Annotated in this window: 8 protein-coding genes; 7 read left to right on the forward strand and 1 reads right to left on the reverse strand. The window is 73.4% G+C overall.

What is annotated here, in order from left to right; genetic code table 11:
- The first annotated feature begins 73 nt into the window (after positions 1-73).
- The 3 genes from smc (at position 74) to ftsY (ending at position 6813) form a co-directional block, all read left to right on the forward strand.
- Positions 74-3628 (forward strand): chromosome segregation protein SMC, encoded by a 3555-nt coding sequence (smc, locus tag AB0L29_RS09050; protein ID WP_365824903.1) that lies wholly within the window; start codon positions 74-76, stop codon positions 3626-3628.
- Between the two features lie 235 nt (positions 3629-3863).
- A complete protein-coding gene (locus AB0L29_RS09055; protein WP_365824905.1) occupies positions 3864-5282 on the forward strand; it encodes a sugar porter family MFS transporter in 1419 nt (472 codons plus the stop codon).
- Positions 5283-5607: 325 nt separating this feature from the next.
- Positions 5608-6813, forward strand: a complete 1206-nt coding sequence (ftsY, locus tag AB0L29_RS09060) for a signal recognition particle-docking protein FtsY (protein ID WP_365824907.1) — start codon at positions 5608-5610, stop codon at positions 6811-6813.
- Between the two features lie 80 nt (positions 6814-6893).
- Here ftsY and AB0L29_RS09065 read toward each other — a convergent pair whose 3' ends face one another.
- Positions 6894-7559 (reverse strand): bifunctional DNA primase/polymerase, encoded by a 666-nt coding sequence (locus AB0L29_RS09065; RefSeq protein WP_365824909.1) that lies wholly within the window; start codon positions 7557-7559, stop codon positions 6894-6896.
- A 458-nt stretch (positions 7560-8017) separates the two neighbouring features.
- Between AB0L29_RS09065 and AB0L29_RS09070 the strand changes: the two genes are divergently transcribed.
- The 4 genes from AB0L29_RS09070 to AB0L29_RS09085 all read left to right on the forward strand — a co-directional run bounded on the left by AB0L29_RS09070 (position 8018) and on the right by AB0L29_RS09085 (position 14063).
- The gene (locus AB0L29_RS09070; RefSeq protein WP_365824911.1) at positions 8018-9517 is read left to right on the forward strand and encodes a hypothetical protein; all 1500 of its coding nucleotides are present in this window, start codon (positions 8018-8020) and stop codon (positions 9515-9517) included.
- 336 nt (positions 9518-9853) lie between these two features.
- Complete coding sequence (locus AB0L29_RS09075; RefSeq protein WP_365824913.1) at positions 9854-11194, forward strand: ammonium transporter; 1341 nt, start codon at positions 9854-9856, stop codon at positions 11192-11194.
- Complete coding sequence (locus AB0L29_RS09080) at positions 11191-11529, forward strand: P-II family nitrogen regulator (protein WP_030231663.1); 339 nt, start codon at positions 11191-11193, stop codon at positions 11527-11529. Before AB0L29_RS09075 ends, AB0L29_RS09080 begins: the two co-directional genes overlap by 4 nt.
- 29 nt (positions 11530-11558) lie before the next feature.
- Positions 11559-14063 (forward strand): [protein-PII] uridylyltransferase, encoded by a 2505-nt coding sequence (locus tag AB0L29_RS09085; protein ID WP_365824915.1) that lies wholly within the window; start codon positions 11559-11561, stop codon positions 14061-14063.
- The last annotated feature ends 38 nt before the right edge of the window (positions 14064-14101 follow it).

Below are 14101 nucleotides of genomic sequence, written 5' to 3' on the forward strand. Positions count from 1 at the left end.
CTGCCCTGGGTGTTCAACGGCGAAACCGCACGTTCATGGAGTGAGACATTCCCGGGAGGTAGAGTCCAGCGGCGTGCACCTCAAGGCCCTGACCCTTCGGGGGTTCAAGTCGTTCGCCTCGGCCACCACGCTCCGGTTCGAGCCCGGGATCACGTGCGTCGTCGGACCGAACGGCTCGGGCAAGTCCAACGTCGTGGACGCGCTCAGCTGGGTCATGGGCGAGCAGGGCGCCAAGTCGCTGCGCGGCGGCAAGATGGAGGACGTCATCTTCGCCGGCACCACCGGCCGCCCGCCGCTGGGCCGCGCCGAGGTGTCGCTGACCATCGACAACTCCGACGGGGCGCTGCCCATCGAGTACTCCGAGGTCACCATCACGCGGATCATGTTCCGCAACGGCGGCAGCGAGTACCAGATCAACGGCGACACCTGCCGCCTGCTCGACATCCAGGAACTGCTCTCCGACTCCGGCATCGGCCGCGAGATGCACGTCATCGTCGGCCAGGGCCAGCTCGACTCCGTCCTGCACGCCGACCCCATGGGCCGCCGCGCCTTCATCGAGGAGGCGGCCGGCGTCCTCAAGCACCGCAAGCGCAAGGAGAAGGCGCTGCGCAAGCTCGACGCGATGCAGGCCAACCTCGCGCGTGTGCAGGACCTGACCGACGAGCTCAGACGGCAGCTCAAGCCCTTGGGACGCCAGGCCGCGGTCGCGCGCCGGGCCGCCGTCATCCAGGCCGACCTGCGCGACGCCCGGCTGCGCCTGCTCGCCGACGACCTGGTACGGCTGCGGGAGGCACTGAAGGCCGAGGTCGCCGACGAGGCCGCCCTCAAGGCCCGCAAGGAGGCCGCCGAGGAGGAGCTGACGAAGGCGCTCCGGCGCGAGGCCCTGCTGGAGGACGAGGTCCGGCGGCTCACACCGCGTCTGAAGCGCGCCCAGCAGACCTGGTACGAGCTCTCCCAGCTCGCCGAGCGGGTGCGCGGCACGATCTCGCTGGCCGACGCGCGCGTGAAGAGCGCCACCTCCGCACCGGTGGAGGAGCGGCGCGGGCGCGACCCCGAGGACCTGGAGCGCGAGGCCGCCCGCGTCCGCGAGCAGGAGGCCGAACTGGAGGCCGCCCTGGAGGCGGCCCGGCGCGCCCTGGACGACACGGTCGCCCACCGCGCCGAACTGGAGCGCGAGCTCGCCCAGGAGGAACGGCGCCTGAGGGACGCGGCCCGCGCCATCGCCGACCGCCGCGAGGGCCTGGCCCGGCTGACGGGCCAGGTCGGGGCGGCCAGGTCCCGTGCCGCCGCCGCCCAGGCCGAGATCGAGCGGCTGGCCGCGGCCCGGGACGAGGCCCGGGAACGGGCCGCGGCCGCCCAGGAGGAGTACGAGGCCCTCGAGGCGGAGGTCGACGGACTCGACGCCGGCGACCGGGAGCTCGCCGAGCGGCACGAGGCGGCCAAGCGGCAGCTCGCCGAGGCCGAGGCCGCCCTCACCGCCGCCCGCGAGGCGGCCACCGCGGCCGAGCGCAGGCGGGCCGCCACCCAGGCCCGGCACGACGCCCTGGCCCTGGGCCTGCGCCGCAAGGACGGCACCGGCGCCCTGCTCGCGGCGCAGGACCGTCTCCCCGGCCTGCTCGGCCCGGCCGCCGAGCTGCTCACCGTGACCCCCGGGTACGAGGCCGCCCTGGCCGCCGCCTTCGGGGCCGCCGCCGACGCCCTCGCCGTGCGCACCCCCTCCGCGGCCGCCGACGCCATCCGCCTGCTGCGCAAGCGGGACGCCGGCCGCGCCGCCCTGCTGGTCACCGGCGCCCCCGGCGACGTACCGCACGAACCGCCCGCCGACGGGCCGCCGTACGCCGCCGACCTGGTGCGCGGCCCCGCCGAGCTCCTGCCCGCCGTGCGGCGGCTGCTGCGCGGGATCGTGGTCGTCGCCACCCTGGAGGACGCCGAGGACCTGGTGCACGCGCGGCCCGACCTGACCGCCGTCACCGTCGAGGGCGATGTGCTCGGGCCGCACTTCGCGCAGGGCGGGTCGGCCGGCGCGCCGAGCCTGCTGGAGGTGCAGGCATCCGTGGACGAGGCCGCCGCCGAGCTGGAGGAGCTGGCCGTGCGGTGCGAGGAGCTGGCCGAGGCCCAGCACCGGGCCGCCGAGCGGCGCGGGGAGTGCGCCGCGCTCGTCGAGGAACTGGGGGAGCGGCGCCGGGCCGCGGACCGGGAGAAGTCGGCCGTCGCCCAGCAGCTCGGCCGGCTCGCCGGGCAGGCGCGTGGTGCAGCCGGGGAGGCCGAGCGGTCCGCGGCCGCCGCCGCGCGGGCGCAGGAGGCCCTGGACAAGGCCCTGGCGGAGGCCGAGGAACTGGCCGAGCGGCTCGCCGTCGCCGAGGAGATGCCGATCGAGGAGGAGCCCGACACCTCGGTGCGCGACCGGCTCGCCGCGGACGGCGCCAACGCCCGGCAGACCGAGATGGAGGCCCGTCTCCAGGTCCGTACGCACGAGGAACGCGTCAAAGGGCTGGCCGGACGGGCCGACTCGCTGGACCGGGCCGCCCGCGCGGAGCGCGAGGCACGCGCGCGTGCCGAGCAGCGGCGCGCCCGGCTGCGGCACGAGGCGGCCGTGGCGGAAGCCGTCGCCTCCGGTGCGCGCCAGCTGCTCGCGCACGTCGAGGTCTCCCTCGCGCGGGCCGACGCGGAGCGCACCGCGGCCGAGGCCGCCAAGGCGCGCCGTGAGCAGGAGCTCGCCCGGGCCCGCGCCGAGGGGCGCGACCTGAAGGCCGAACTCGACAAGCTGACGGACTCGGTGCACCGCGGGGAGGTGCTCGGCGCCGAGAAGCGGCTGCGGATCGAACAGCTGGAGACGAAGGCGCTGGAGGAGCTGGGCGTCGAACCGGCGGGGCTGGTGGCGGAGTACGGTCCGCACCAGCCCGTGCCGCCCTCGCCCCCCGCCGAGGGCGAACAGCTGCCGGAGGACCCGCAGCACCCGCGCAACCGGCCCAGGCCCTTCGTCCGGGCCGAGCAGGAGAAGCGGCTCAAGGCCGCCGAACGCGCCTACCAGCAGCTCGGCAAGGTCAACCCGCTGGCCCTGGAGGAGTTCGCCGCGCTCGAGGAACGCCACCAGTTCCTCAGCGAGCAGCTGGAGGACCTGAGGAAGACCCGTGCCGACCTGCTCCAGGTCGTCAAGGAGGTCGACGAGCGCGTCGAGCAGGTCTTCACCGAGGCCTACCGGGACACGGCCCGGGAGTTCGAGGGCGTGTTCTCGCGCCTGTTCCCGGGCGGCGAGGGGCGGCTGGTCCTGACCGACCCCGACAACATGCTCACCACGGGCGTGGACGTCGAGGCGCGTCCGCCGGGCAAGAAGGTCAAGCGGCTGTCGCTGCTGTCGGGCGGGGAGCGGTCGCTGACCGCCGTCGCGCTGCTCGTGTCGATCTTCAAGGCGCGGCCGAGCCCGTTCTACGTCATGGACGAGGTCGAGGCCGCGCTCGACGACACCAACCTCCAGCGGCTCATCCGGATCATGCAGGAGCTGCGGGAGACCTCGCAGCTGATCGTGATCACCCACCAGAAGCGCACGATGGAGGTCGCCGACGCGCTCTACGGCGTCTCCATGCAGGGCGACGGTGTGTCCAAGGTCATCAGCCAGCGCCTGCGCTGACGGGGTATCCGACAGGCGTGGTCTGCACCTGTCATGAGCTGCGAGGCTCTAGATCACTTCAACTCTTGAACACGGTGTCGACACGCTTCGTTCAAATTTCACAGCAGCCCCCCTATTGACTTCGAAACTTGAAGGCATAGTCTCTGCAACGTTGCTTTTACCTTCAGGTACCTTTCAGGCGCCTGGAAGGGCTGACCCCCATCCGGCAGCGTTGCCGGTGGCCCGAGGAGTACACGTGACCAGCACAGCGCAGGCACCCAAGTCCGGAGCCGGGACGGCTCATCCCGAACATCTCGGGCACGTCATCTTCATCGCGGCCGCGGCCGCGATGGGCGGTTTCCTCTTCGGCTACGACAGCTCCGTGATCAACGGCGCCGTCGAGGCCATCCGCGACCGCTACGACATCGGCTCGGCGGCCCTCGCGCAGGTCATCGCCATCGCCCTGATCGGCTGCGCCGTCGGCGCCGCGACCGCCGGCCGCATAGCCGACCGCATCGGCCGCATCCGGTGCATGCAGATCGCCGCGGTCCTCTTCACCATCAGCGCCGTCGGCTCCGCGCTGCCCTTCTCGCTGTACGACCTCGCCTTCTGGCGCGTCGTCGGCGGCTTCGCCATCGGCATGGCCTCCGTGATCGGCCCGGCCTACATCGCCGAGGTCGCCCCGCCCGCCTACCGCGGCCGGCTCGGCTCCTTCCAGCAGGCCGCGATCGTCGTCGGCATCGCGGTCTCGCAGCTGGTCAACTGGGGCATCCTGAACGCCGCCGACGGCGACCAGCGCGGCGAGCTCATGGGCCTGGAGGCCTGGCAGCTCATGCTCGGCGTGATGGTCGTCCCCGCCGTCCTCTACGGCCTGCTCTCCTTCGCCATCCCCGAGTCCCCGCGCTACCTGATCTCCGTCGGCAAGCACGAGCGCGCCCGCGAGATCCTCGCCGAGGTCGAGGGCAAGGACGTCGAGCTGGACTCCCGCGTCGCCGAGATCGAGCTCGCCATGAGGAGCGAGCACAAGTCGAGCTTCAAGGACCTGCTCGGCGGCTCCTTCTTCTTCAAGCCGATCGTCTGGATCGGTATCGGCCTGTCGGTCTTCCAGCAGTTCGTCGGCATCAACGTCGCGTTCTACTACTCCTCGACGCTGTGGCAGTCGGTCGGCGTCGACCCCACCGACTCGTTCTTCTACTCCTTCACCACGTCGATCATCAACATCGTCGGCACCGTGATCGCGATGATCTTCGTCGACCGCATCGGCCGCCGTCCGCTGGCGATCATCGGCTCGGTCGGCATGGTGGCCGGCCTCGCGCTGGAGGCCTGGGCGTTCTCCTTCGACCTCGTCGACGGCAAGCTCCCGGAGACCCAGGGCTGGATCGCCCTGATCGCCGCCCACGTGTTCGTCCTCTTCTTCGCCCTGTCCTGGGGCGTGGTCGTCTGGGTCATGCTCGGCGAGATGTTCCCGAACCGGATCCGTGCCGCCGCCCTGGGCGTGGCCGCCGCCGCGCAGTGGATCGCCAACTGGGCGATCACCGCGAGCTTCCCGTCGCTGGCCGACTGGAACCTCTCCGTCACCTACGTGATCTACACGGCCTTCGCCGCGCTCTCCATCCCCTTCGTCCTGAAGTTCGTGAAGGAGACGAAGGGCAAGGCCCTGGAGGAGATGGGCTGATCCCGCCCCGCGAACTCGGGGAGGAGGGCCAAGTCCCCGCTGCCCCTCTCCCCGTAACCCCGCCGCCGCCCCGGCTCGGCCACTGCCCGAGCCGGGGCGGCGGCGCGTGCACGCCCGGGCACCGGACGGACGCCGGGCGTGCCGGGAGCGGCGCGGGGCGCGACGGGGCCGGGACGTGCCAGGACGACGGGCCGGGGACGCGGCCCCGTGACCGGGGCGGTGCGCGCGGGCCTCGCCGGCCTGATGTGCCCCGGGCCGTCGGATGACGGTGTGTCAGACCGCCGTAGGGGTGTCGGCGCACCCCATGGCTGATACTGGACGGGTTATGGACATCGTCATCCTTGCTGTAGTCATCGCCGTGGTCGTGATCGGCGCGCTCGGCGGGCTCCTGGTCGGCACTCGGCGCAGGAAGCACCTGCCCCCGCCGCCCCCCGCCGCGCCCGACATCACCGCCCCTCCGACCGAGCCGCACGTCGGCGACGAGGCCGAGACGCCGCGGGACGAACCCCGGCGCACCATCGAGGAGGTGGACCTCCCGGGCGGGGGCACCGCTCCCGTCGTGGTGGAGGAGCCGCCCACCGTCGAGGCTCCCGGGATCGAGATCCCGGAGCCCACCGCGGGGCGCCTGGTACGCCTGCGCGCCCGCCTCTCCCGCTCGCAGAACGCCCTCGGCAAGGGCCTGCTCACCCTGCTGTCGCGCGAGCACCTCGACGAGGACACCTGGGAGGAGGTCGAGGACACGCTGCTCACCGCCGACGTCGGCGTGCAGCCCACCCAGGAGCTGGTCGAGCGGCTGCGCGCGCGCGTGAAGGTGCTCGGCACCCGCAGCCCCGAGGAACTGCGCGGACTGCTGCGCGAGGAACTGGTCGCACTGGTCGATCCCGGGATGGACCGCACCGTCAGGACCGAACCGGAGGGCCGCAAGCCGGGCATCGTGATGGTCGTCGGCGTCAACGGGACCGGCAAGACCACCACCACCGGCAAGCTCGCCCGCGTCCTGGTGGCCGACGGCAACACCGTCGTCCTCGGCGCCGCCGACACCTTCCGCGCCGCCGCGGCCGACCAGCTCCAGACCTGGGGCGAACGCGTCGGCGCCCACACCGTGCGCGGACCGGAGGGGGGCGACCCGGCCTCCGTCGCTTTCGACGCGGTCAAGGAGGGCAAGGAGATGGGCGCGGACGTCGTGCTCATCGACACCGCCGGCCGCCTGCACACCAAGACCGGCCTCATGGACGAGCTCGGCAAGGTCAAGCGCGTGGTGGAGAAGCACGCCCCGCTGGACGAGGTGCTGCTCGTCCTCGACGCCACCACCGGTCAGAACGGCCTGGTCCAGGCCCGGGTCTTCGCCGAGGTCGTCGACATCACCGGCATCGTGCTCACCAAGCTGGACGGCACCGCCAAGGGCGGCATCGTGGTCGCCGTGCAGCGCGAGCTGGGCGTGCCGGTGAAGCTGGTCGGACTCGGCGAGGGGGCGGACGACCTGGCGCCGTTCGAGCCGGAGGCGTTCGTGGACGCGCTGATCGGAGACTGACCCACGGACATGCGTACGCGGTCGCGGGAAGCGCCCGCCCCCAGGCGGAACGGGGCGGGCGCTTCTGCGTGGACGTACGGTCAGGCGCGCGACCGGTGGGCGAGGTACGCCAGCGTCCCGAGGACCAGCCGTGCCTGCGGCGGCCGGGAGGCCGAGTCCAGCGCGGGGGAGCGCAGCCAGCGCACCGGGCCGAGGCCGCCCCGGTCGGACGGCGGTGCCGTGATGTACGTCCCCGGGCCGAGGCCGCGCAGGTCGAGGGAGGCCGGGTCGTCCCAGCCCATGCGGTAGAGCAGCCCGGGCAGGCCGGCGGCGGAGCCGGGGGCGACGAAGAAGTGGGCGCGGCCGTCCGGGGTCGCGGCGACCGGGCCGAGGGGCAGGCCCATGCGCTCCAGGCGGACCAGGGCGAGACGCCCGGCGGGCTCGGCCACCTCGATCACGTCGAACGCCCGGCCGACCGGCAACATCACCGCCGCGCCCGGGAACGCGCCCCAGGCCTCGGTCACCTCGTCCAGGGTCGCCCCGGCGGGGACCTCCGGCGCGAAGCCCAGCGGATGCGCCCCCGGCGACCGGCAGTCGCGGCGGCCGCAGGAGCAGGCGCCGGCCTCGGCCCGCGCGCCCGGCACCACGTCCCAGCCCCACAGCCCGGTGTACTCGGCCACGACGGTGCCGTCCGAGGAGCGGCCGCGACGGCGCGAGCCGGGCCGGATGTCGCGGATGCCCCGACTGATGCCGATCGTGAAGCCCATGCCCCCTCCAACGGGTCCGCCGCACCGGCGGTTACGCAGCGGACGCGGAACGTGACTCTCTGTTCTTGTCTTCCTGTTTCCCGTTCCCCGTACCACCCCACTCGGGCAGCGCCTGGAAGCGTGCGGGGTGGTGCGACTGACGGTGCGCGCCCCCGGGCGCACCGCTGCATCCGCTCCCGGATGTATGTGTCAAGTGAATCGCGAGAAGGCCACTGTGAGTTCATTCGAAGGGGTGGCGAATGGTGGCGATTGTGAAATCGCCATGGCTGGACGGGTGATCGCGGGGTTACTCTGTGTGCACGCACCCTGGGGGGCACATGCGGGCATGGGTATGCCGGAGGCAAGTCGCCTTTCCGTTCGAAGGGTGGCAACCGCCGGACGGGCGGCCGGCGAAACCGGCATTCTGATAGGGCTTGGCGCACTCAGCGACAAGCGGTCTCGGGGATGGGGGCGTTCCAGTGAGCGGCAACAGCGGAAGCGGAACGAGCGCTGGACACGCCGCGCACACCGACAAGCGCCCGAACGAGCTGCTCGGCTCGTGGTTCGTCCGCAGCGGCTGGTCCAAGGGCGAGCTGGCCCGCCAGGTCAACCGCAGGGCGCGCCAGCTGGGCGCCAACCACATCTCCACGGACACCTCGCGCGTGCGCCGCTGGCTGGACGGCGAGAACCCGCGCGAGCCGATCCCCAGGATCCTGTCCGAGCTGTTCTCCGAACGCTTCGGCGTCGTGGTGTCCGTGGAGGACCTGGGACTGCGCACCGCCCGGCAGTCACCCTCCGTGACCGGCGTCGACCTGCCCTGGACGGGCCCGCAGACCGTGGCCCTGCTCAGCGAGTTCTCGCGCAGCGACCTGATGCTGGCGCGGCGCGGCTTCCTCGGGAGCTCGCTGACGCTGGCCGCGGGCCCGGCCCTCATCGAACCCATGCAGCGCTGGCTCGTCCCCTCGCCCCCCGCCCCCCGGCCGGAGCCCGAGCCCGCGCCCTCCGCCTCGGGCCGGATCCGCGGCCGGCTCTCCCAGCCGGAGCTGGAGCTGCTGGAGTCCACCACCGAGATGTTCCGCCAGTGGGACGCCCAGTGCGGCGGCGGCCTGCGCCGCAAGGCGGTCGTCGGCCAGCTGCACGAGGTGACGGACCTCCTCCAGGAATCCCAGCCGGAGGCCACCGCCCGCCGGTTGTACAAGGTCGCCGCCGAGCTCGCCGAACTGGCCGGCTGGATGTCCTACGACGTCGGGCTGCAGCCCACCGCGCAGAAGTACTTCGTCCTCGCGCTGCACGCCGCCAAGGAGGCGGGGGACCGGCCGCTCGGCTCGTACATCCTCTCCAGCATGAGCCGGCAGATGATCCACCTCGGGCGCCCCGACGACGCCCTGGAGCTGATCCACCTCGCGCAGTACGGCAGCCGGGACTGCGCGAGCCCGCGCACTCAGTCGATGCTGTATGCGATGGAGGCCCGCGCCTACGCCAACATGGGGCAGCCCGGCAGGTGCAAGCGGGCGGTCCGGATGGCCGAGGACACCTTCGCCGAGGCCGACGAGTGGGACGAGCCGGACCCCGACTGGATCCGCTTCTTCTCCGAGGCCGAGCTGTACGGGGAGAACTCCCACTCCTTCCGCGACCTCGCCTACGTCGCCGGCCGCAGCCCCACGTACGCCTCCCTGGCCGAGCCCTTGATGCAGCGGGCGGTGGAGCTGTTCGCGCAGGACGACGAGCACCAGCGGTCCTACGCGCTGAACCTGATCGGCATGGCCACCGTGCACCTGCTGCAGCGCGAGCCCCGGCAGGGCACGGCCTTCGTCGCGCAGGCCATGCAGGTCGCCAAGAAGGTCCGCTCCGAACGCGTCAACACCCGTATCCGAAAGACGGTCGACACGGCCGTACGCGACTTCGGCGGGATCGCCGAGGTCGTCGACCTCACCGAGCGGCTCGCCGCCGAGCTGCCCGAGGCCGCCGAAGCGGTCTGACACCCCGCGGGACGCCTCCGAGCCCCGGCCGCGGCCGGCCCTCCCGAACTGCCCGACTCGGCTCCCCCAGCCAGGTCACCGGAGGGCCGGCCGCGGTCGGCCCGTGCGCTCCGCGGCCCCCGGCGCCGAGGGCCGCGCCACGACGGCGATCCGGCTGACGGACATCTCGCAGTTCATCGACCCGTAACACGCACGGCGCCTTCGTCACGGCCGCGAAACAACGAGGGGCTTCCACCGAAACCGCGCTGCGCCAATCTCGTGGCGCATAACCGGCCACCCCTCCATCCCGCCCAGGCTTCGCCCGCACGGGGCCGTACCAACGACGAGGAGACGCCGATGGCACCAGCCATCACGCTTGCCGCGGAGACGGAGCTCTCCGCCGCCAACACAGGCTTCATGCTCATCTGTTCCGCCCTGGTGATGCTCATGACCCCGGGCCTGGCCTTCTTCTACGGAGGCATGGTCCGCGTCAAGAGCACGCTGAACATGCTGATGATGAGTTTCATCAGCCTGGGGATCGTCACCGTCCTGTGGGTGCTGTACGGCTTCTCCCTCGCCTTCGGCACGGACTCCGGCAGCCTCGTCGGATGGAACTCCGACTGGGTGGGCCTCAGCGGCATCGGCCTGACCGAGCTGTGGGACGGCTACACCATCCCGGTCTTCGTCTTCCTGGTCTTCCAGCTCATGTTCGCGGTCATCACGCCCGCCCTGATCAGCGGTGCCCTCGCGGACCGCGTGAAGTTCAGCGCCTGGGCGCTGTTCGTGGCGCTGTGGGCCACGGTCGTCTACTTCCCGGTCGCGCACTGGGTCTGGGGCGAGGGCGGGTGGGCCTTCGAGCTGGGCGTGATCGACTTCGCCGGCGGCACGGCGGTGCACATCAACGCCGGTGCCGCGGCGCTCGGCGTGATCCTGGTCATCGGCAAGCGCGTCGGTTTCAAGAAGGACCCGATGCGTCCGCACAGCCTGCCGCTGGTCATGCTCGGCGCCGGCCTGCTGTGGTTCGGCTGGTTCGGCTTCAACGCCGGCTCCTGGCTCGGCAACGACGACGGCGTCGGCGCGCTGATGTTCGTCAACACGCAGGTCGCCACCGCCGCCGCCGTACTGGGCTGGCTCGCCTACGAGAAGATCCGCCACGGCGCGTTCACCACGCTGGGCGCCGCCTCCGGCGCGGTCGCGGGCCTGGTCGCCATCACCCCGGCCGGCGGCGCGGTCTCCCCGCTCGGCGCGATCGCCGTCGGCGTCGTCGCCGGCGTGCTGTGCGCCATGGCCGTCGGCCTGAAGTACAGGCTGAACTACGACGACTCCCTCGACGTGGTCGGCGTCCACCTCGTCGGCGGCATCCTCGGCTCCCTGCTCATCGGCTTCTTCGCCACCGGCAAGGGCCAGTCCGACGTGGCGGGCCTGTTCTACGGCGGCGGCCTGGACCAGTTCTGGAAGCAGTGCGCCGGCGTCTTCGGCGTCCTCGCCTACTCCCTGGTCGTCTCCGCGGTCCTCGCCTTCCTCCTCGACCGGACCATCGGCATGCGGGTCTCCGAGGACGACGAGGTCACCGGCATCGACCAGGCCGAGCACGCCGAGACCGCATACGACTTCAGCGGCGCCGGCGGCGGTGCCGCCCGCACGACCGCCGCCCCGGCCCCCGTCGTCGCCGCAGAGAGCAGGAAGGTGGACGCATGAAGCTCATCACCGCCGTCGTGAAGCCGCACCGGCTCGACGAGATCAAGGAGGCCCTGCAGGCCTTCGGAGTACACGGCCTGACGGTCACCGAGGCCAGCGGCTACGGCCGTCAGCGGGGCCACACCGAGGTCTACCGCGGTGCCGAGTACACCGTCGACCTCGTCCCCAAGATCCGCATCGAGGTGCTGGTCGAGGACGACGACGCCGAGCAGCTGATCGACGTCGTCGTCAAGGCGGCCCGCACCGGCAAGATCGGTGACGGCAAGGTCTGGTCGATCCCGGTCGAGACGGCCGTACGGGTCAGGACCGGCGAGCGCGGTCCGGACGCGCTCTGACGACGGCAGGACGAGACGGGAGTCGCCGGGTGGCGGGTACGGACGTGCACGACGGAGCAGAGGAATCGGGACCCGGCGGCTACGCGGCGGCCCGGCTGCGCCTCCTCGGTGAGGGGGCGCGGTCCGGGCCGCCGCGCCGTGCGGCCCTCGCCGGACTGACGGACCAGTGGCTCTCCGGCCTGTTCACCGCGGGCGCCGAAGGGCTGCGCGGGGTCTCCCTGGTCGCCGTCGGCGGCTACGGCCGCGGCGAGCTGTCCCCGCGCAGCGACCTGGACCTGCTCCTGCTGCACGACGGCAGTGACGGCAAGGCGGTCGCCGCGCTGGCCGACCGGCTCTGGTACCCCGTGTGGGACCTCGGCCTCGCCCTCGACCACTCGGTGCGCACGCCCTCGGAGGCGCGCAGGACCGCCGCCGAGGACCTCAAGGTCCAGCTCGGCCTGCTGGACGCCCGGCACCTCGCAGGCGACCTCGGCCTCACGGCCGGCCTGCGGACCGCCGTGCTGGCCGACTGGCGCAACCAGGCGCCCAGACGCCTCCCCGAGCTCCAGCAGCTGTGCGCCGAACGGGCCGAGCGCCAGGGCGAGGTGCAGTACCTGCTGGAGCCGGACCTGAAGGAGGCGCGCGGGGGGCTCCGGGACCTCACCGCCCTGCGCGCCGTCGCCGCCTCCTGGCTGGCCGACGCCCCGCGCGAGGGCCTGGCCGACGCCCGGCGCCGGCTCCTCGACGTGCGCGACGCGCTGCACCTGGCGACCGGGCGGGCCACCGACCGGCTCGCGCTCCAGGAGCAGGACCAGGTGGCCGCCGGGCTCGGCCTGCTGGACGCCGACACGCTGCTGCGACAGGTCTACGAGGCGGCACGGGTCGTCTCGTACGCCAGTGACGTCACCTGGCGCGAGGTGGGGCGCGTGCTGCGGTCGCGCGCGGTGCGGCCACGACTGCGCAGACTGGTGGGGGAGCGAAGCGACTTCCTCAGAAGGGCGGTGGGGGGCGACGGGAGGGCACTGGGCGGCGGGAAGCCGGCCGCCGAGCGCTCCCCGCTGGCCGAGGGGGTGGTGGAGCAGGACGGCGAGGTGGTGCTCGCCCGTACCGCACGCCCCGAACGCGACCCCGTGCTCCCGCTGCGCGCCGCGGCCGCCGCCGCGCAGGCCGGGCTCCCGCTCTCCCCGCACGCCGTACGCCGCATGGCGGCCACCGCGCGCCCCCTGCCCACGCCCTGGCCCGCCGAGGCGCGCGAGCAACTGGTCACCCTGCTCGGCTCCGGCCGCCCGACCGTCGAGGTCTGGGAGGCGCTGGAGGCCGAGGGCCTGATCACCCGGCTCCTGCCCGACTGGGAGCGGGTCCGCTGCCGCCCGCAGCGCAACGCCGTGCACGTCTGGACGGTGGACCGCCACCTGATCGAGACGGCGGTCCGCGCCTCGGAGTTCACCCGCCGCGTCAGCCGCCCCGACCTGCTGCTGGTCGCCGCGCTGCTGCACGACATCGGCAAGGGCTGGCCCGGCGACCACTCGGTCGCGGGCGAGATCATCGCCAAGGACGTGGCCGCCCGCATCGGCTTCGACCACCACGACGTGGCGGTGATCGCCACCGTCGTACGCCACCACCTGCTGCTCGTCGAGACGGCCACCCGGCGCGACCTGGAGGACCCGGCCACCGTGCGCCTGGTCGCCGAGGCCGTCGGCTCCCAGGGCGCCCTGGAGCTGCTGCACGCCCTGACCGAGGCGGACGCCCTGGCCACCGGCCCGGCCGCCTGGTCCTCCTGGCGCGGCTCGCTCGTCGCCGACCTGGTCGGACGGGTCTCGGCGGTGCTCGCCGGCGTCCGGCCGGCGGACCCCGGCTCCGCCGCGCCGACGGCCGGGCAGGAACGGCTCGCCCTCGAGGCCGTCGCCACCGGCGGGCCGGTGCTGGCGCTGCGCGCGCAGCCCGGTTCCGCCCAGGAGCCCGGCGAGACGCCGGGAGACCCCGAGCCGCTCGGTGTGGAGCTGCTGATCGCCGTCCCCGACCAGCCGGGCGTGCTGCCCGCGGTGGCCGGCGTCCTGGCCGTGCACCGGCTGACCGTGCGGACCGCCGAGCTGCGGTCGCTGGACCTGCCGGACGGCGTCGAGGGCTCGGTCCTGCTGCTGGACTGGCGGGTCGCCGCCGAGTACGGCTCCCTGCCGCAGGCCGCCCGGCTGCGCGCGGACCTGGTGCGGGCGCTGGACGGCTCCCTGGACATCGCGGGCCGTCTGGCCGAGCGGGACGCCGCCCACCCGCGCCGCCGGGGCGTGGTCGCGCCGCCGCCGCGCGTGACGGTCGCCTCCGCCGCGTCCCGGCTGGCCACGGTGATCGAGGTGCGCGCCCAGGACGCGCCGGGACTGCTGTTCCGTATCGGCCGGGCGCTGGAGGACGCGGGCGTACGGGTGCGCAGCGCCCACGTCTCGACCCTGGGCGCCAACGCCGTGGACGCCTTCTACGTGACCGGACCGGAGGGCGCGCCCCTGCCGGGCGAGGAGGCCGTGTCGGTGGCGCGGAAACTGGAGGAGGCCCTGCGCGGGTGAGGGGACCCCGGCGACTCGTCCCGCCGGGATACCCTGGA

The sequence above is a fragment of the Streptomyces sp. NPDC052701 genome (genome assembly GCF_040678355.1).
Taxonomy (GTDB): Bacteria; Actinomycetota; Actinomycetes; order Streptomycetales; family Streptomycetaceae; genus Streptomyces.

What these genes read in the sequence shown, in the direction of transcription:
- AB0L29_RS09080 (WP_030231663.1), top strand. Translation starts at nt 11,191, where the DNA reads ATGAAGCTCATCACCGCCGTCGTGAAGCCGCACCGGCTCGACGAGATC.
- AB0L29_RS09065 (WP_365824909.1), bottom strand. Translation starts at nt 7,559, where the DNA reads ATGGGCTTCACGATCGGCATCAGTCGGGGCATCCGCGACATCCGGCCC.
- AB0L29_RS09075 (WP_365824913.1), top strand. Translation starts at nt 9,854, where the DNA reads ATGGCACCAGCCATCACGCTTGCCGCGGAGACGGAGCTCTCCGCCGCC.
- ftsY (WP_365824907.1), top strand. Translation starts at nt 5,608, where the DNA reads ATGGACATCGTCATCCTTGCTGTAGTCATCGCCGTGGTCGTGATCGGC.